The following is a 17,732-nucleotide window of genomic DNA, read 5'->3' as shown; positions in this document are numbered from 1 at the left end:
AGGCCCGGAAATCATGCGGGCGACCGCGCCGATGACGGGTCGAGGAAATTCGGCTGGCTCCAGACCGCTGGAGCCGCATAGGGCGGACATGTGTCCATAGCTGCGCGTCTCTTCACAGGGAGCCCGATGGACACTATATATAGAGACAAGGACGAGAGAGATGCGGATAGAACGGCGTTTTACCAAAGACAATCAGTCAGCCTATGCGGACATCGAATTTCGTGTAGCGACGAGTGAGATCAAAAATCCTGATGGATCCGTCGTGTTCCGTCTTGAGAATATCGACGTTCCGGCCCAGTTCAGTCAGGTGGCTGCCGATATTCTGGCCCAGAAATATTTCCGCAAGGCCGGCGTGCCGGCCAAGCTGAAGAAGGTCGAAGAGAACAACGTTCCGTCATGGCTCTGGCGCTCGGTTGCCGACGAAGAGGCGCTCGCGGCACTGCCGGCAGATGCGCGCTATGGCTCGGAAATGGACGCACGCCAGGTCTTCGACCGCCTTGCCGGCACTTGGACCTATTGGGGCTGGAAGGGCAAGTACTTCGACAGTGAGGAAGATGCCCTCGCCTTCCGCGACGAACTTGCCTACATGCTCGCGACCCAGCGCGTCGCGCCCAATTCCCCGCAATGGTTCAACACCGGCCTGCATTGGGCCTATGGCATCGATGGCCCCGGCCAGGGTCATTATTATGTCGATCCCGAAACCGGCAAGCTGACAAAATCAAAGTCCGCCTACGAGCATCCGCAACCGCATGCCTGCTTCATCCAGTCTGTTGCCGACGATCTCGTCAATGAAGGCGGCATCATGGATCTGTGGGTGCGCGAGGCGCGCCTGTTCAAATATGGCTCGGGCACCGGCTCGAACTTCTCCTATCTGCGCGGCGAAGGCGAAAAGCTTTCGGGCGGCGGCCGCTCATCCGGCCTGATGTCGTTCCTGAAAATCGGCGACCGCGCTGCCGGCGCCATCAAGTCGGGTGGCACGACGCGCCGCGCCGCGAAGATGGTCGTCGTTGACGTCGATCATCCGGATATCGAGGAATATATCGACTGGAAGGTCAAAGAAGAGCAGAAGGTTGCCGCGCTTGTGACCGGCTCGAAGATCGTTCGCCAGCACCTGACCGCGATCATGAAGGCTTGCGTCAATTGCGAGGCCGACAATGGCGATTGCTACGACCCGACCAAGAATCCGGCGCTGAAGCGCGAGATCAAGGCCGCGAAGAAGAACCAGGTTCCGGAAAACTATATCCAGCGGGTCATTCAGTTTGCCCGGCAGGGTTACACGGACATCGACTTCAAGACCTACGATACGGATTGGGATTCGGAAGCCTATCTCACCGTTGCCGGCCAGAACTCCAACAATTCGGTTTCGCTGAAGGATGAGTTCCTGCGCGCCGTCGAAGGCGATGGCAACTGGAACCTGACCGCCCGCAAGGACGGCAAGGTAATGAAGACGCTGAAAGCCCGCGACCTCTGGGAAAAGATCGGCTACGCCGCGTGGGCCTCGGCTGATCCGGGCCTGCATTTCAATACGACCATGAATGATTGGCATACTTGCCCCGCCGCAGGGCCGATCCGCGCGTCAAATCCGTGCTCGGAATATATGTTCCTTGACGATACGGCCTGCAACCTCGCCTCGATCAACCTCCTCACCTATCGCGGCAAGGACGGAAAGTTCGACGTCGTCGGCTACGAGCATACGGCCCGTCTGTGGACCATCGTCCTCGAAACCTCGGTGATGATGGCGCAATTCCCTTCGAAGGAGATCGCACGGCTCTCCTACGAATACCGCACGCTCGGCCTCGGCTATGCCAATATCGGCGGCCTGCTGATGACCTCCGGCATTCCCTATGACAGCGCTGAAGGCCGCGCCATCGGCGGTGCCCTCACCGCGATCATGACCGGCGTTGCCTATGCGACCTCCGCCGAAATGGCGAAGGAGCTCGGCACTTTCCCGGGCTATGCGCCGAATGCCGCCAACATGCTGCGCGTCATTCGCAACCATCGCCGCGCTGCCCATGGCGAAACCCAAGGCTACGAGGCGCTTTCGGTAAACCCGGTCGCCCTGATCGCCACCGACTGCCCTGACCAGGACTTGATTGCCCATGCGAAATCCGCCTGGGACCAGGCACTGGCGCTCGGCGAGAAGCATGGCTATCGTAACGCCCAGGCAACCGTCATCGCACCGACCGGCACGATCGGCCTTGTCATGGATTGCGACACCACCGGTATCGAGCCCGACTTCGCCTTGGTGAAATTCAAGAAGCTTGCCGGTGGCGGCTACTTCAAGATCATCAACCGCGCCGTACCGGAAGCCCTGCGCACGCTCGGCTATACGGAAAGCCAGATTGCCGAGATCGAGGCCTATGCGGTTGGCCATGGCAATCTCAACCAGGCGCCCGGCATCAATCCCGGCTCGCTGAAGGCGAAGGGATTTACCGACGAGATCATCGCCACGTTGAACACTGCGCTGAAGTCGGCCTTCGACATCAAGTTCGCCTTCAACAAGTGGACGCTGGGTGAAGATTTTGCCAGAAACGCTCTCGGTTTCACCGACGAGCAACTCAATGACATTTCCTTTGAGATGCTGCCGGCTCTTGGCTTCTCGAAGAAGGAAATCGAAGCCGCCAATATCCATGTCTGCGGTGCAATGACGCTCGAAGGCGCCCCCTTCCTGAAGGAAGAGCACTATCCGGTGTTCGATTGCGCCAATCCCTGCGGCAAGGTCGGCAAGCGTTTCCTCTCGGTCGACAGCCACATTCGCATGATGGCCGCCGCCCAGCCATTCATTTCCGGCGCGATCTCCAAAACGATCAACATGCCGAATGAAGCAACGGTCGACGATTGCAAGTCCGCCTACATGCTCTCGTGGAAGCTGGCACTCAAGGCAAACGCGCTCTACCGCGACGGTTCCAAGCTTTCGCAGCCGCTCAATTCCTCGCTTATCGCCGATGAGGACGAGGATGAGGACGATGCAGTCGAGGCGCTGATCGAGGCACCAACCGCGGCACGCGCCGTGCAGGTCACCGAAAAGATCGTCGAGCGCATCGTCGAGAAATATATCCATGACCGCGAGAAGCTGCCCAACCGGCGCAAGGGCTACACGCAGAAGGCAGTTGTCGGCGGCCACAAGGTCTACCTGCGCACCGGCGAATTCGACGATGGCCGTCTCGGCGAAATCTTCATCGACATGCACAAGGAAGGCGCCGCCTTCCGTGCAATGATGAACAACTTCGCCATCGCCATCTCGCTCGGCCTTCAATATGGAGTGCCGCTCGAGGAATATGTGGAAGCCTTCACCTTCACCAAGTTCGAGCCGGCCGGCATGGTTCAGGGCAATGATGCGATCAAGAACGCAACATCGATCCTCGATTACGTCTTCCGCGAACTTGCCGTTTCCTATCTCGACCGTCACGACCTCGCCCATGTCGATCAGTCTGACTTCTCGAACACTTCGCTCGGGCGTGGTATTTCCGAAGGCAAGGCGGAACCGGTATCGAAGGGCCTGACGCGCGGCGCTTCGCTGAAAGTGGTCTCGCCGGGCAAGGCGGACCCAAAGGGTTTTAGCAATGCAGGGGGTCAGGGTGCGGTAAGCGCTCCGAAGGCAGCTGCGTCATCAAATGTCACGACCCTTGCCGCCCGCTCCGCCGTCGCCGTCGCTGCCAAACCGGCCATCGCCGCAGTCAGCGAGGAATCCTCGGCCTTCAAGCGCGATTATGAAGAACGCGCCAAGGGCGAGGCCGAGGCCAGCGCCGCTTCCGCGCTCTTCGAGAATGAGGATGCAGAAGCTATCGCCGAGGAAGCGAAGGCCGAAGCAAAGAAAATCATGTCGGACCGGCGCATCAAGTCGATGATGCAGGGCTACACCGGCGACAACTGCTCGGAGTGCTCGAACTTCACGATGGTGCGCAACGGCACCTGCCTGAAGTGCGACACATGCGGCGCAACCAGCGGCTGCAGCTGATAGGTTCGACTGCAGCGCTCATTCTCCGGCACAATCGGCTGGACAATGTTCAGAACAAGCAAATTCATCTCCGGTCGTTTTCACGGCCGGAGATGAAAATTTTCAGACGAACGGGTTCGCTACTTCAGAAACGTCTCGCTGTGCGCGTGACACTCCCAACCATTTGATCCGCGAATCCAAACCGAACTATCTGCGGCCCGCATTTTCTGCGATTTGCCATTCATCGTTACATTCTGCTCGACCGTGTAGGCGATAAGCGCGACATCAGGCGACGGCGTCGAAACCTCGACATCTGCGAAATCATAGGATTCCAGGCTCCAGTTGCCGTCCTCGGTCATCTGGCCCATTTTCTTTTTGCCGATGCGCATCACACCTTGGGCGCCGGTAACAAGAGCCGGATCCGCAGAAAGTTCCGCTGTGCGGCCGCCGTCTTTCGCCTTCATCGCATCCCAATAGGATTTTTCGAGAGCTACGATGTCATCCTTCGTTGGCATCCTGCGAGCGGTCATGGCCTCGTCCTCCGATGGTGTATCATCGAAAAACGCTCAGTGATGCCCCAGGTTCCCGCTACCGTCGCTGCGCGGGTGCTCGCCTTCTCAGGACAAGACCCGCAGCCATTACAGAATGACGCGGATGTCAGCGCCTTTGGTGGTCCTGCCAAACGTGATACAGCTTACCATCGCCCACGGGCGAATGCGTGTATGACAGCCCCGCTTGTTCGTCGATTGGTTTCGCCAACTCTTTTGCTATGACGGCCGTAGAGAGGCCGAACGGTTCTGCCTGTTCATTGGAATAAGCGAACGTGATATCGCCAATACCGGCCATGCGTATGGCTGCGAGGCACATGGGACAGGGTTGGCCGCTTGCGTAGACCGAACAGCCGTCCAGACGTGGAGATTGCAATGCAAGCCCGGCAGCACGGAGGGCCAGGAGCTCGGCATGCGCTGTTGGATCGTTGTCGGTCTGAATCCGGTTGACGCCGCGCGCGATGACCTTGCCGTCCTTGACGACCACCGCCCCGAAAGGGCGGCCACCCGTTTTTGCATTGTCGAGTGCAAGGGCGATAGCCTCTTCGAGAAATTGATTGATGTCCGTCATAGTGCGATAGCGCCTTCCTTCAATTCGCGCCTCTCAGCATAGTCGTTCTGCCGCGTGTCGCAACGGCCTGGCCATCTCCTTGCGGCGTTAGCACACTCTGGGCATGGCAAATGTCTTGTTCGAATTCTCTGGCATTCGCGTTGTTGCTTGTGCGATGGGCATCGTTAAAACGGAAATGTTAGTTGGCTTGGCCCGGATAATGATTACCTTGGCTTGTTCTACTGGAGAATTTTGTGAGTGACGGATTGATCAACAGCGCGCCGAAGCCTGAGGGCGATCCTCAACGTCGCCGGCGGCTGCATTTGCTGCTCGCTTCCGTCACTTGCCTGATGCTTGTAATCCTGCTTGCCATTTGCGGAATGTATTGGAAGTTCACGAGCAATTTGCGGCACTTCGAGGTTGCTGAAGCCGACCTCGGCAATCGTCGACCGGCCAAGGCATCGCCTGATGCGCTCAACATACTGATCGTGGGTTCGGACCAGCAAACCGCTTCCGTCGCCAATCCCGGCGAGCGCAGCGACGTCCTCATGCTCGCGCATCTTTCGGCCGATCGCAGCGAGTTGAATGTCGTGAGCTTCCCGCGCGACCTGCTCGTACCCCTTCCGACCTGCTCCGGCCGCGAGGGCCTGCCCGGCCAGCGGGCGCACCTCGGTATGATCAACTCGTCCTTCATGTTCGGCGGCATCGGTTGTACCTGGAAGACCGTCGAAACACTGACAGGCATAAAGATTGATCACGTGATCAAGGTCGATTTTAGCGGCTTCAGGCGGATTGTGGAGGCCATTGGCGGCGTCGAATATTGCATATCCGAACCAATCCACGACAAGCTTGCCGGGCTGGACCTCGCTGCGGGATGCCAGACGCTTAATGGCGAAGAAGCGCTAGGCTACGTGCGCGCCCGCTACAGCATAGGCGACGGCACCGATATCGGACGCATTCATCGCCAGCATGAATTCTTTGGTGCCATGGCCCAAAAACTGCTCGGAGCGCAACTGGCGAACCCTGTGCGGCTCTTCACCTTCATGGATGCCGCGACGAAGTCCGTCATCACCGACCCGGGTTTCAGTCCGGGCGTCATGCGGGAACTCGCCTTCGCCGTCCAGCATCTTTCGTCTGAAAATATACACTTCATCACCATGCCATGGCACTATTCGACAGCATCCCCCGGACGGGTCGAGTGGGTCGAGAAGCCTGCAAAGCGGCTTTTCCGCTCGATAGCCGCCGACAAATCCCTGATGGATACCGAGTTCACGCGGGCCAAGATCGGCGAGCCGCAAGATTCCACGACCAAGCCCTGCGGGGCCAGCCGCGCTGACCACTGCGCCGAAATTTCGCAGGCCGACGGCGTTGCTCGTCCATAACATCGAGGCTCAGCGTACGCGATTGCCCGAGCTGTCGATAACGACCTCACCGTCCTCCTTGGAAAACGAGCCCTTCTGCGCATCTGGCAGAATCTCAAGCACAATTTCTGAAGGGCGACTGAGGCGCACGCCTCTTTCGGTCACGACGAAAGGACGTTCGATAAGGATCGGATTGGCCATCATCGCGTCGAGAAGCGCATCGTCGTCCAGCGAAGCATTGTCGAGGCCAAGCTCGACATAGGGCGTGCCTTTTTGGCGCAAGGCCTGGCGCACGCTAAGGCCTGCTCGGCTGATCAATTCCTTCAGGGTTTCCCGGCTCGGCGGCGTCTTGAGATATTCCACGATAACCGGCTCGATTCCAGCATTGCGGATCATGGCGAGTGTGTTACGCGAGGTGCCGCATTTCGGGTTGTGGTAAATCGTGACAGTCATTCATGGCTCCCGGCTATTCGAATGTTCGGCGCACGCGGGATCTTCAAAGCGCCGCGTGTGACACACCTGAATCGAAATTTACGCTGCCTTCGGCTCAACCTCAACGGTCACATGCGACAACTCATGGATATGTGCGAGTTTGGCGCGATAGGACGACGGCGCTTTCGGATCGTCGCTCAAAAGCGAAACAATGGCACCGTGATGCCCCGGGCCAAGCTGCCAGACGTGCAGGTCGGTAATCACGTCGCCCTCCTTTTCGATGGCGCCACGTATTTCGTCAGGCAGGTCTTCGCCCTGAGGGACATAGTCGAGCAACACGCCGCCGGCATCGCGGATGAGACCCCATGACCATCTGGCGATAACAAGAGCACCGACAATTCCCATGGCCGGATCGAGCCAAAGCCAGCCGTAAATGCTGCCGGCGAGAAGGGCGATGATGGCGAGGACGGACGTGAGCGCATCGGCAAGAACATGCAGATAGGCGGCGCGCAAATTATGATCGTGACCGTGGTGATGACTGTTATCGCCATGGTGGCCGTGGTGATGATGGCTATGGTCGTCGCGCAAGAGCCAGGCACAAACAAGGTTGACGGCAAGGCCAAGCACGGCAACGGAGATCGCCTGCGGAAAGCTGATCGAGATGGGGTTGGCAAGGCGTAGGAAACTCTCCCAGCCGATCAGCAGTGCAATAAGCGCGAGGATTACGGCGCTGGCAAAACCCGCGAGATCGCCGAATTTTCCCGTGCCAAAGGTGAAACGCGGGTTGCTGGCATTCTTCCTTGCATAAAGATAGGCCAATGCTGCGATCAGCATCGCCGCTGCATGTGTCGACATATGCCAGCCATCGGCGACAAGCGCCATCGACCCGAAAACCGTTCCCGCCACGATCTCCGCAACCATCATCGTCGCGGTCAGCGCGATCACAAACCAGGTGCGTCGTTCGTTGCGCTCGTGATCGTCACCCAGAAACACATGGGCATGCGTGCCTTGAGGCAAATGGATCGCGTGATCGTGGCTCATTTCAGATACATCCTTACAACGTCGATGAGGTCCGCGGCGCCCTTGGCCCGTTCGCTGTCCGTCTCGGTTCCGGGATCGACGACGTGCATGCGAATATGATCCTCGATGAGTTCACCCATCAGGCCGTTTACCGCGCCGCGCACCGACGCCACCAGGTTCAAAATGTCACCGCACGGCATTTCCGCTTCGAGCGCACGCTCGACGGCCTCCATCTGCCCCTTGAGACGACGGACCCTTGCGAGGAGTTTTGATTTTTCCTTGGTGGTATGAGACATAATATAGCCCCCTACCCTATATTTGCGTAAATTTCAAGTCCAAGATACCTGAGGACTGAGGGTTCAAGGACATCCTCGACGGACTGCAAAATACCGAAGGGCGCCGCAGCAGCCATTTAGCGCTGATGCGGCGCCCTTATCAGAATCGGAATAATTGGGGATCAGCCGAACGAATAGCCGGCGCCACGTACCGTGCGGATCGGATCTATCGAACGTCCGATATTGATCGCCTTGCGCAGGCGACCGACGTGGACGTCAACGGTGCGATCATCTACATAGATGTCCGCACCCCAGACATTGTCGAGCAGCTGGCCGCGCGAAAAGACCCGTCCGGGTGATTGCATGAGAAATTCGAGCAGCCGAAACTCCGTGGGGCCAAGTTTCAGCTCGCGCTCCTTGCGGAAGACGCGGTGCTGTTCGCGGTCGAGCTTGAGATCGCCGAAGCTCAGCACGTGCGAAAGCAGGCTGGGATTGACGCGGCGGAGCATGGACTTGATGCGCGCCAGTAGTTCAGGCGTCGAAAACGGCTTGACCATGTAATCGTCGGCACCGGTCGAAAGGCCGCGAACGCGTTCGCTCTCCTCGCCGCGGGCAGTGAGCATGATAATTGGCAGGATCTCGGTCTCGCGCCGCGCCCGCAGGCGGCGGCAGAGTTCGATGCCCGACAGGCCGGGCAGCATCCAGTCGAGGATCAGAAGATCCGGAACGTTCTCGCGCAGCGCAATTTCCGCTTCGTCGCCACGTGCGATCGTCTCGACAACATAGCCTTCAGCTTCAAGATTGTAACGGAGGAGGACGCTCAGGGCTTCCTCGTCCTCCACAACGGTGATTTTGGGAGCTATTGCCATATCAAGCCTTCAGTTGAATTAGGACTCGGTCGTTTCATCCACGATAATAGTATGCGTCTGGTCTTCCTTGGGACGTTCCGCCGGCAGTTGCGAACCGGTAACAATGTAATAGACCGTCTCGGCAATATTGGTGGCGTGGTCGCCGATGCGCTCGATATTCTTGGCGCAGAACAAAAGATGCGTACAGGCGGAAATGTTGCGCGGATCTTCCATCATATAGGTCAGCAATTCGCGGAACAGCGACGTATAGAGCGCGTCGATTTCGTCGTCGCGTTCGCGCACAATGTTCACCTGCTGTACCGAGCGCGTCGCATAGGCGTCGAGCACGTCCTTGAGCTGGGTCAAGGCAAGTTCGGCGATTGTCTGCAAGCCGCGGTAGACCGAGAGCGTCTGGCGGGTATCGGTCACGGCAACGACGCGCTTGGCAATGTTCTTGCCGAGATCGCCGATGCGCTCGAGATCGGAGGAAATACGGATCGTCCCGATGACTTCACGCAGGTCGATCGCCATCGGCTGGCGCTTGCCGATGATGGTGATGGCCTTTTCATCGATCTCGCGCTGACCCGCGTCGAGGATCAGATCGTCCGAGATGACGCGCTGCGCCAGCGCATTGTCGGAATTGACCATGGCGGCGACCGCCTGTTCGACCATGCGTTCGGCATGACCGCCCATCTCGGCGATCTTGTGCGTCAGGAACTTCAGTTCGTCATCGTAAGAGCGCACAGTGTGCTGCAACTCGGTCATGTGCTTTGTCCTCGTTCCTGCGTCAGCCGAAGCGTCCGGTGATATAGTCCTGGGTGCGCTTCTCGGTGGGGCTTGTGAACATCATTTCCGTATCGCCGACCTCGACAAGATTGCCGAGATGGAACATGGCCGTGCGCTGCGAAACGCGCGCTGCCTGCTGCATTGAGTGGGTGACGATGACGATGGTGTAGTTTTCGCGCAATTCGTCGATCAGTTCCTCCACCTTTGCGGTGGCGATCGGATCAAGCGCCGAGCACGGCTCGTCCATGAGGATCACTTCCGGACTGACGGCAATGGCGCGGGCAATGCACAGACGCTGCTGCTGGCCGCCGGAAAGACCCGTGCCTGCTTCATGCAGGCGATCCTTCACCTCGTCGAAAAGGCTGGCGCGGCGCAGGCTTTTCTCAACGATTTCATCAAGTTCGTGGCGACCCTTTGCGAGCCCGTGAATGCGCGGGCCATAGGCGACGTTCTCGAAAATCGACTTCGGGAATGGGTTGGGCTTCTGGAATACCATGCCCACCCGGGCGCGAAGTTCGACGACATCGATCTTAGGATTGTAGATATCCTCGTCATCGAGCGTGATCTTGCCGCCGATCTTACAGCCTTCGATGGTGTCGTTCATGCGGTTGAGACTGCGCAGGAACGTCGACTTGCCGCAGCCCGAAGGGCCGATCAGCGCCGTCACCATCTTTTCCGGCACGTCGAGGCTGACACCGAACAAGGCCTGCTTATCGCCGTAGTGAACAGTGACTTCCTTGCCTTGCATTTTGATTGCGTTGGGCTGGGCGCTCATCTTGTCGTTTACCGCCTTTTCGAGATTTCGTTCCGTCATAAGGTTCATAACTAGGTCCTCTCTCGAACAGTTACCAGCGGCGCTCGAAGCGGCGACGCAGAAGGATGGCCGTGATGTTCATGACCGCGAGGAAGAGAAGCAGCACGATGATAGCACCGGACGTCCGCTCGACGAAGGCGCGCTCCGCTTCGTTGGCCCACATGTAGATTTGCACGGGCAAGGCGGTCGAAGGATCGAGCGGCGTTACCGGATTGTTGGCGACGAAAGCCACCATGCCGATCAAAAGCAGCGGCGCGGTCTCGCCGAGGGCATGCGCCAGGCCGATGATGGTACCGGTCAAAATGCCGGGTGCGGCGAGCGGCAGGACGTGATGGAAAACCATCTGCGTCTTCGACGCGCCAATGCCAAGCGCCGCCGCGCGGATGGACGGGGGCACGGCACGCAGCGCGGCGCGCGTCGCAATAATGATTGTCGGCAGCGTCATCAGCGTTAGTACCAGACCGCCGACCAGCGATGCCGAGCGCGGCATATGCAGGAAGTTGATAAAAACTGCGAGGCCGAGCAGACCGAAGACGATCGACGGGACCGCCGCAAGATTGTTGATATTAACCTCGATAATATCGGTCAGGCGGTTCTTCTTGGCGTATTCCTCAAGATAGATCGAGGCGGCAACGCCGATGGGCAGCGAGAGGCCGAGCACGATCAGCATCATATAGAGCGAACCGATGAGGGCGACGCTGAGACCCGAGGTTTCAGGACGGCTTGACGCGCCATAGGTGAAAAGACCGGTGTTGAAGCGCTGCGCCATGGCGCCGTCAGCCTTCAGCTTGTTCATCCATTCGACCTGCTTGTCCGAAACCTTGCGGCGCGACTGGTCGACGCTCAGATCGATCTGGCCCTTGAACGCGGAGTCGATATCGGCGCCCGTCAGCACCCAGACATTCTGCGTAGTGCCGATCAGATTAGGATTTGCAACAACGAGCTCACGCAACTGGCCGCGCACGCCATCGGAGAAAAGCTTCCCGAGTTCGCGCAAGCCGGGCTTGTCGGTCTGGGCGACCCCGAGCTTTTCCGCCAGTGCATTACGGGCGAGAACCGGATAATTGGCGGTCAGAAGCACGTTCGGATCGGTGGCACGCTTATTGTCCGGATCGATGATCTTCGGATCGAGATTGATCGCAAGATTGACCTCGGTCTGCCAGAACGCGGTGTAGCCGTTGGAGAACACGGAGAACAGCAGCGCAATGAGGAAGAAGATGCCGATCGCTATCGCTGCGATGCCATAAAGCTTGAACCGGCGTTCGGCAGCGTAGCGACGCTTGAGTCCAATGTCTCGCCGGGCGGGACGTGCCGATGCAGCAGCGGGATTGAGGGCTATGTCGGTCATTCGTACTGCTCCCGATACTTGCGGACGATGTAGAGCGCGAAAATGTTCATGCCCAGCGTGATGAAGAAGAGCGTGAGACCGAGAGCAAAGGCCACGAGGGTTTGCGGCGAATTGAACTCAAGGTCTCCTGTCAGCTGGTTGACGATCTTGACGGTGATCGTCGTCATCGCCTCGAACGGATTGATGTTGAGGTTGGCGGCAACGCCGGCTGCGAGCACGACGATCATCGTTTCGCCGATGGCGCGTGATGCTGTCAGGAGCAGCGCGCCGACAATGCCCGGAAGCGCGGCCGGCAGGACGACGCGGCGGATCGTTTCAGAACGGGTCGAGCCCAGGCCGAGCGATCCGTCGCGCAGCGACTGCGGCACAGCCGTGATGATGTCGTCGGAAAGCGACGAGACGAACGGGATCAGCATGACGCCCATGACGATGCCGGCGGTGAGCACGCTCTGCGCCTGGATGAAGGCATAGCCGCCGGAAAGCGCCGCGCTGAGGTCGCGCAGGAAAGGTCCAACGGTGACGAGGGCGAAAAAGCCATAGACGATGGTCGGGATGCCGGCGAGCACTTCGAGCAGCGGCTTGACGACGGAGCGCACGCCGCGGGTCGCATATTCAGCCATGTAGATCGCCGAGAAGAGGCCGACCGGGACAGCGAAAAGCATGGCGACGAAAGCGATGTAGAGCGTGCCGGCAAGGAGCGGGATCAGTCCGAACTGGCCCTGCGATCCGCCTGAGCCGGCCGCGGCAAAGCGCGGATCCCATACGGTGCCGAAGAAGAAACTTGCCGGCGAGACCGACTGGAAGAAGGTGAGCGTCTGGAACAACATTGACAGGATAATGCCGACGGTTGTCAGAATGGCGATCGTGGAGGCAGCGAGCAGAGCACCGAGGATGACGCGCTCGACATTGTTGCGCGCCCTCGCCCGAACATGAACCCCCGACAGGCCATAAAGCGCGCCACCGACTGCCAGAAGGAGTGCAATGATGCCTCCGATGTAGTTCGCGCGCTGGGTGTTCTTGTTCCACTCAACGGCGATCGGGATCATATAGTCCTGACCGTCGGGCGCGAGCGCCACACCCTTGGCTGAAAGCAGCGGGCGCAACTCGGCGAAGGTCTGGGGAAGATTTGTCATCTCATCGGTCGTCAGCTTCCCGAGGCCGCGGGCAATGCCGCTGACCATGCCGAGTTCGAGGCTTTGGCTGGCGATAACGGTGTCAGCCGTACGCACTGGCAGTTCGGCAATCGCGGAGCGCTCGAGGTAGATATTGGTCGCGCCGGCCCAGACGACCAGGAACAGGATCGCTGGCAACGCGGAAGCCAGGAATACCCACCAGGCATGGTAGTGCGGCAGGGAGTGCGGCTTTACGCTTCCGTCATTCTTGCTGACAGCGCGCTGGCCCCCAAGGAAGTATCCGATAACGCCGATCGCAAGGATAATGACAAACACCAATGACGTGGACATCAAACTTTCCCCGATCTGTCCTGTAATTCAGTTTGAATTCGAAACGGGACAGGGGCGGCTTGCGCCGCCCCATACCTTAGGAATTTAGTTCTTCATCGTGGTCCCGGCGGCGAACGCGTCGCGCTGGGCCTTACGTTCTGCTTCCGGAGCCGGTACGAGACCGTATTCAGCAAGCGGGCTGTCTTCGCCGATCATCTGATCGCCGAGGAAGAAGTCGACATATTCCTTCAGGCCCGGAATAACGCCGAGATGCGCCTTCTTGACGTAGAAGAACAGCGGACGCGAAACCGGATACTTGCCCGAAGCGATCGTCTCGGTGCTCGGAACAACGTCCGAAACCGTCGCGACTTTCAGCTTGTCGGCATTGTTTTCATAAAAAGCGAGGCCGAATACGCCAACGCCGGTCTTGTTGGCGTCGATGCGGGCGAGCGTCTCGGGATAGTCGCCGTCGATATCGATGGCCTTGCCGTCCTTGCGGATCTTGACGCAGGCAGCAGCCGAAGCCTTCTCGTCGAGGCCGAGCTTCTTGATTGCGTCAGCAGCGCCGGAAGCCTTGCACCCGCCCGTCATCAGCTTCTCTTCGAAAACTTCACGGGTGCCGTGCTTTTCACCGGGGATATAGGCAGCAATGTCCCAATCCGGAAGGTTCGGGTTGACCTGGTTCCATTTGGTGTTCGGATTGTCTACGAGCTTGCCGTCAACAACGATCTGAGCGGCGAGAGCGGTGTAGATGTCCTTCGGGACGATCTTCCAGTCCGGACCCTTGATGTCGGTGGCGAAAACGATGCCGTCATAGCCGATGCGGATTTCCTCAACGTCCTTGACGCCAGCGTCAACACAGGACTTCAGCTCGGTGTCCTTGATCGGGCGCGAAGAGTTGGCAATGTCGATCGTGTCTTCGCCGACGCCCTTGCAGAATTCCTTGATGCCTGCGCCAGAACCACCGGATTCAACAACTGGCGTCTTGAAGTTCGGGAAGGTCTCACCGAACGTTTCGGCAACAATCTTGGCATAGGGCAGCACGGTCGAGGAGCCAGAAACCTGAATCTGGTCGCGGGCAGATGCACCCACCGTCGATGCGGCCACCGCAATTGCAAGCACTGCGGCCGTGGAAATTAGCTTGTTCATAGGAGCAGCTCCTGTTGGTTTAATTCGTGTGACGCCTCTAACGTCGGCTGCGGTCTATAGAAGCTTTATTACAGTCATATGACAGCATTGTAACAGTTATGTTGCAGGAGTTGCGTGGGCCCGCATCTAGCACGTGAATCGAAAATCACACTGAAACCAAAACCTTATTAGTCTACTGAATTGGGTGTAGATGGGCGCAATGGAATATGATCAATGATTCCAGCAGCTTCTCCGGATAAAATTGCGACAGGCGGCGACAACCCGGCCAAGTTCCCGCAGAACAGGAACTTAGCCAGCTTAACATGCCCGGTCACGCTCGAAAGTTTCGCTAAATTCTCTGAGCCCGCAATAAGGCTGTCACAATCGTGTGCGCGTCGTTGAGGGCATCAAAAAGAGTGGGCGAACGTTCTAGCCGGATTTCTCGACAGCATTGGCAAATAGGTCGCGAAACGCTCGGAGGTCGGACGGATTGACGTCGGAAACCGCCCAAAACGTCAGGCCATCCTCATACCATTTGATCAGATTATACCCTTCCCGCACGCTTTCGCTGCTTGCCGCTGGTGCGGATGGCCACACGAACACGTTGATAACATGGGCGTTGCGTCGGTAGACGAGCGCCGCCACGACCTTGCCGTCAATGTAGTCCATGCGGCCGCCGACGAGGGGAAAGCCATGCGCCGAAAGATCGACCACCGGCGGCGAATAATCGACCTTCCCGTTGAACCACGGCTTCACGGTGTGCTGGTCTGAAGTCAGCACGTCGGTCAGATGGCTGACCATCAGGGAGCGGACATGGCTGGCGAGGATTTGATCCTGCAGCGACGTTTGCGTCGGCGGCAGCGAGAAGACCAAGAAGAGGCTCGCCGCCAGGGCGGCAAAGGAAGGAATATAGCTCCAGCGCTTGGTGAATTGCAGCAGCCGCGCAGCCCAGTGATTGCCTTGCGCGCGCGCCCCGCTTTGCTCGTGCGTAATTGCTGCGAGAATTGTCTCGCGAACCTGTGGCGGCATCGTCCAACGAACATTGTCCTGGGACATCATGTGCTTCAGCGATCGGACGTTGTCGAGTTCCCTTGCACAGTTCGCGCAGGTCTGGAGATGCTCTTCGAATGCGAGTGCATGGACCGCATCGAGTTCGTCATCGATATAACCGTGCATCATCACAAACCAATCCGGGCAGGCGTGAGAGGTCTTGCTCATTTTGCTGCCTCCTCATCGCCATTTTCGTTGCGCCAGCATCGGCCGAACTCCCGTCGCGCCCGGGCGAGCCGCGACATCACGGTTCCAATCGGCACATCGATGATATCGGCGATCTGGCGGTAGGAAAGCTGTTCGAGCTCTCGCAACACCAGTATTTCCCGCAGGTCGTTGGCAAGCGCGTTGATGATGGAGCGAACCCGCTCCGATTCGGACGCGCGGATAAGCACGTCTTCCGGCGTATCTTCCTCCGACGCTATGTCGGACGCCTCGGCTCCGGCTTTGTCGGAATGCGCAGATTCGGCAAGTGGCGCCTCGAACCGGCGCTTGCGACCCCGCTCCTGCTGCCACGCAAAGTAGCAATTCCTGACGATGGCAAATATCCAGGCGCGGGCATCGCCGCCGAGATAGCCGTCGAAATTGCGATAAGCCCGCAAAAAGGCGTCCTGGACGATATCCTGCGCGGCGTCGCTATCGCGGCTGAGATAGCGTGCGAAATTATAGGCGGCGTCCAGTTGCGGAAGCATGAGTTGGTTGAAGCGGGCCGTACGGGCCTCGTCCACGATAGGCGTTCTTGCAACTGCCGACGAAACCATAAGCAGCGTGGTATTCGCCCGTGGCTTAAAACCACGGTCGCCCTTATTCCTGAAATCGAATAGCCCGGACAGCCAGGTGAAGGCCGGATATTGCGGCAGCAAAGTCGATGTAAGCGCCATGCGCATGCCTCGTACGGTTGTCATTTTTGCCTACTGAACATCGAGCGGCAAAAGCCGCATTCACCAGGTAGATCGTTCTGCCGCGTGAAATATTCTCCAGATCGATGATTTTTTTGAGACGCCCTCGTTTTTGGGACGGGCCGAAAATGCCAGCGTGACCGCCCTCTTTCGGACAAACCAAATATATCTATTCAATTCAATGACTTGATGGATTTTTCGGCTTGGAGCGAGAATAAAATCGCCTTCCATTCAGTCTCCTTGTTTAGCGGATCGAACCGTCGATCGGACAAAGTTCTCCGCCCGGAATGAACCATTTCACGAAGGAGACGAGCACATGTTTGATATTACACGCCGCACAGTCCTTGGAGCGGCCGCCTCGGCCGCCGCCTTCGGCCTCGCGCGCAAATTGGAAGTCACCCTGCCCGCGCGTGCCGAAGCGCAAGTTGAACCGGCAACCGGTTTCTACAAATACAGGGTCGGATCCATTGAAGTGACCGCCATTTATGACGGCATCTGGCGGAAGCCGCACGATCCGGCGTTCATCAAGAACGCTTCGGTCGACCAGACGAAGCAAGCCCTGGCAAAGGCCGGGCTTACTACCGATTTCATGCCGATACCGCTCACCGTCGTCGTCCTCAAGGTCGGTGACCGCCTGATCATGATGGATGCAGGCTCAGGCGTCGGCCAGTGGCAGGCCAACGCAACGCATTTGCCGGCAAATATGAAGGCCGCTGGCATCGACTATACCAAGATCGATACGTTGATGATTTCGCACTTCCATCCCGACCACGTCTGGGGTCTCATGGAAAAGCAAACCAACGCCCCGATCTTTCCCAACGCCGAAATCATCGTCAACGACGCCGAGTATCAGTGGTGGACGGACCCCGGTCGGGTCGACAAGCTGGCCGAGGGCCGCAAAGCGGCAGGACGGCGCATCGCCTCGGTGTTCCCCACCTGGAAGAACTGGAACCGCGTCGAGAATGGAGCCGAGGCAGCCCCCGGCATCCAGATGATCGCCGCGCCCGGCCACACGCCCGGACATTCAGTGTTCCTCGTCACCTCGGGCAGTGAGCAACTCATGGTGTCGGCCGACACGATGTACGTGCCCGCGTTGCTGGCGCCGCATCCGGAGTGGCAGGGGAGTTATGATCAGGACGGTCCCATGGCAATCGCCACCCGGCACAAGCTCATCGACCGCGTAATCGCCGACAACATCAAGATCTGCGGGTCGCACTTCCCATTTCCGGGATCGGGAACCTTCGTAAAGGACGGCAACGCCTATGCCTTTACCCCGACCGTTCAAGCCTGACCA

16 protein-coding genes are annotated in these 17,732 nt (G+C 58.6%); 3 read left to right on the top strand and 13 right to left on the bottom strand.

The annotated features are described in order from the left end of the window. Positions 1–160: 160 nt before the first annotated feature. Positions 161–3,958 (top strand): vitamin B12-dependent ribonucleotide reductase, encoded by a 3,798-nt coding sequence (locus tag GF108_RS16830; RefSeq protein WP_153669196.1) that lies wholly within the window; start codon positions 161–163, stop codon positions 3,956–3,958. A gap of 119 nt (positions 3,959–4,077) precedes the next feature. Here GF108_RS16830 and GF108_RS16825 read toward each other — a convergent pair whose 3' ends face one another. Both GF108_RS16825 and GF108_RS16820 read right to left on the bottom strand, forming a co-directional pair. Continuing rightward, a complete protein-coding gene (locus GF108_RS16825) occupies positions 4,078–4,467 on the bottom strand; it encodes a nuclear transport factor 2 family protein (protein ID WP_153669194.1) in 390 nt (129 codons plus the stop codon). Positions 4,468–4,594: 127 nt separating this feature from the next. Continuing rightward, positions 4,595–5,056 carry a nucleoside deaminase gene (locus tag GF108_RS16820; RefSeq protein WP_153669192.1) on the bottom strand — a complete coding sequence of 154 codons (462 nt, stop codon included), beginning with the start codon at positions 5,054–5,056 and terminating at the stop codon, positions 4,595–4,597. A 233-nt stretch (positions 5,057–5,289) separates the two neighbouring features. On the opposite strand from GF108_RS16820, the gene GF108_RS16815 reads away from it, so the two are divergent. Beyond that, positions 5,290–6,417: an LCP family protein gene (locus tag GF108_RS16815; protein WP_153669190.1), complete on the top strand. Its 1,128-nt coding sequence runs from the start codon at positions 5,290–5,292 to the stop codon at positions 6,415–6,417. Between the two features lie 9 nt (positions 6,418–6,426). Here GF108_RS16815 and arsC read toward each other — a convergent pair whose 3' ends face one another. The 11 genes from arsC to GF108_RS16760 all read right to left on the bottom strand — a co-directional run bounded on the left by arsC (position 6,427) and on the right by GF108_RS16760 (position 16,444). Beyond that, positions 6,427–6,849 (bottom strand): arsenate reductase (glutaredoxin), encoded by a 423-nt coding sequence (gene arsC / locus GF108_RS16810; protein WP_153669188.1) that lies wholly within the window; start codon positions 6,847–6,849, stop codon positions 6,427–6,429. Positions 6,850–6,927: 78 nt separating this feature from the next. Then, positions 6,928–7,869 carry a CDF family Co(II)/Ni(II) efflux transporter DmeF gene (gene dmeF, locus GF108_RS16805; protein ID WP_153669186.1) on the bottom strand — a complete coding sequence of 314 codons (942 nt, stop codon included), beginning with the start codon at positions 7,867–7,869 and terminating at the stop codon, positions 6,928–6,930. Beyond that, positions 7,866–8,144 (bottom strand): metal/formaldehyde-sensitive transcriptional repressor, encoded by a 279-nt coding sequence (locus GF108_RS16800; RefSeq protein WP_153669184.1) that lies wholly within the window; start codon positions 8,142–8,144, stop codon positions 7,866–7,868. Before GF108_RS16800 ends, dmeF begins: the two co-directional genes overlap by 4 nt. Positions 8,145–8,305: 161 nt before the next feature. After that, positions 8,306–8,992 (bottom strand): phosphate regulon transcriptional regulator PhoB, encoded by a 687-nt coding sequence (gene phoB, locus GF108_RS16795; protein WP_027231564.1) that lies wholly within the window; start codon positions 8,990–8,992, stop codon positions 8,306–8,308. 18 nt (positions 8,993–9,010) lie between these two features. Beyond that, positions 9,011–9,736 (bottom strand): phosphate signaling complex protein PhoU, encoded by a 726-nt coding sequence (gene phoU / locus GF108_RS16790; RefSeq protein ID WP_027231565.1) that lies wholly within the window; start codon positions 9,734–9,736, stop codon positions 9,011–9,013. Positions 9,737–9,758: 22 nt separating this feature from the next. After that, positions 9,759–10,532: a phosphate ABC transporter ATP-binding protein PstB gene (gene pstB / locus GF108_RS16785; RefSeq protein WP_244506641.1), complete on the bottom strand. Its 774-nt coding sequence runs from the start codon at positions 10,530–10,532 to the stop codon at positions 9,759–9,761. Positions 10,533–10,602: 70 nt separating this feature from the next. After that, on the bottom strand, positions 10,603–11,919 hold the full coding sequence (pstA, locus tag GF108_RS16780; protein ID WP_091945724.1) for a phosphate ABC transporter permease PstA: 1,317 nt from the start codon (positions 11,917–11,919) through the stop codon (positions 10,603–10,605). Next, on the bottom strand, positions 11,916–13,382 hold the full coding sequence (gene pstC / locus GF108_RS16775; RefSeq protein WP_153669183.1) for a phosphate ABC transporter permease subunit PstC: 1,467 nt from the start codon (positions 13,380–13,382) through the stop codon (positions 11,916–11,918). Before pstC ends, pstA begins: the two co-directional genes overlap by 4 nt. Before the next feature lie 84 nt (positions 13,383–13,466). Beyond that, a complete protein-coding gene (locus tag GF108_RS16770) occupies positions 13,467–14,510 on the bottom strand; it encodes a PstS family phosphate ABC transporter substrate-binding protein (RefSeq protein WP_153669181.1) in 1,044 nt (347 codons plus the stop codon). 408 nt (positions 14,511–14,918) lie between these two features. Further along, entirely contained in the window at positions 14,919–15,707 is a 789-nt protein-coding gene (locus GF108_RS16765; RefSeq protein WP_153669179.1) for an anti-sigma factor, read from the bottom strand. Next, positions 15,704–16,444, bottom strand: coding sequence for a sigma-70 family RNA polymerase sigma factor (locus GF108_RS16760; RefSeq protein ID WP_153669177.1), 741 nt, complete (start codon positions 16,442–16,444; stop codon positions 15,704–15,706). Before GF108_RS16760 ends, GF108_RS16765 begins: the two co-directional genes overlap by 4 nt. Before the next feature lie 310 nt (positions 16,445–16,754). On the opposite strand from GF108_RS16760, the gene GF108_RS16755 reads away from it, so the two are divergent. After that, positions 16,755–17,729, top strand: a complete 975-nt coding sequence (locus GF108_RS16755) for an MBL fold metallo-hydrolase (protein ID WP_153669175.1) — start codon at positions 16,755–16,757, stop codon at positions 17,727–17,729. Positions 17,730–17,732: the final 3 nt, after the last annotated feature.

Origin of the sequence: Phyllobacterium sp. SYP-B3895 (genome assembly GCF_009647635.1) — a bacterium.
Classification (GTDB): domain Bacteria; phylum Pseudomonadota; class Alphaproteobacteria; order Rhizobiales; family Rhizobiaceae; genus Phyllobacterium; species Phyllobacterium pellucidum.
This window is presented reverse-complemented; position numbering and strand designations above follow the sequence as displayed.

What these genes read in the sequence shown, in the direction of transcription:
- dmeF (WP_153669186.1), bottom strand. Translation starts at nt 7,869, where the DNA reads ATGAGCCACGATCACGCGATCCATTTGCCTCAAGGCACGCATGCCCAT.
- GF108_RS16800 (WP_153669184.1), bottom strand. Translation starts at nt 8,144, where the DNA reads ATGTCTCATACCACCAAGGAAAAATCAAAACTCCTCGCAAGGGTCCGT.
- pstA (WP_091945724.1), bottom strand. Translation starts at nt 11,919, where the DNA reads ATGACCGACATAGCCCTCAATCCCGCTGCTGCATCGGCACGTCCCGCC.
- GF108_RS16770 (WP_153669181.1), bottom strand. Translation starts at nt 14,510, where the DNA reads ATGAACAAGCTAATTTCCACGGCCGCAGTGCTTGCAATTGCGGTGGCC.
- phoB (WP_027231564.1), bottom strand. Translation starts at nt 8,992, where the DNA reads ATGGCAATAGCTCCCAAAATCACCGTTGTGGAGGACGAGGAAGCCCTG.
- GF108_RS16825 (WP_153669194.1), bottom strand. Translation starts at nt 4,467, where the DNA reads ATGACCGCTCGCAGGATGCCAACGAAGGATGACATCGTAGCTCTCGAA.
- GF108_RS16765 (WP_153669179.1), bottom strand. Translation starts at nt 15,707, where the DNA reads ATGAGCAAGACCTCTCACGCCTGCCCGGATTGGTTTGTGATGATGCAC.
- pstC (WP_153669183.1), bottom strand. Translation starts at nt 13,382, where the DNA reads ATGTCCACGTCATTGGTGTTTGTCATTATCCTTGCGATCGGCGTTATC.
- arsC (WP_153669188.1), bottom strand. Translation starts at nt 6,849, where the DNA reads ATGACTGTCACGATTTACCACAACCCGAAATGCGGCACCTCGCGTAAC.
- pstB (WP_244506641.1), bottom strand. Translation starts at nt 10,532, where the DNA reads ATGAGCGCCCAGCCCAACGCAATCAAAATGCAAGGCAAGGAAGTCACT.
- GF108_RS16830 (WP_153669196.1), top strand. Translation starts at nt 161, where the DNA reads ATGCGGATAGAACGGCGTTTTACCAAAGACAATCAGTCAGCCTATGCG.
- GF108_RS16755 (WP_153669175.1), top strand. Translation starts at nt 16,755, where the DNA reads ATGTTTGATATTACACGCCGCACAGTCCTTGGAGCGGCCGCCTCGGCC.
- GF108_RS16760 (WP_153669177.1), bottom strand. Translation starts at nt 16,444, where the DNA reads ATGACAACCGTACGAGGCATGCGCATGGCGCTTACATCGACTTTGCTG.
- phoU (WP_027231565.1), bottom strand. Translation starts at nt 9,736, where the DNA reads ATGACCGAGTTGCAGCACACTGTGCGCTCTTACGATGACGAACTGAAG.
- GF108_RS16820 (WP_153669192.1), bottom strand. Translation starts at nt 5,056, where the DNA reads ATGACGGACATCAATCAATTTCTCGAAGAGGCTATCGCCCTTGCACTC.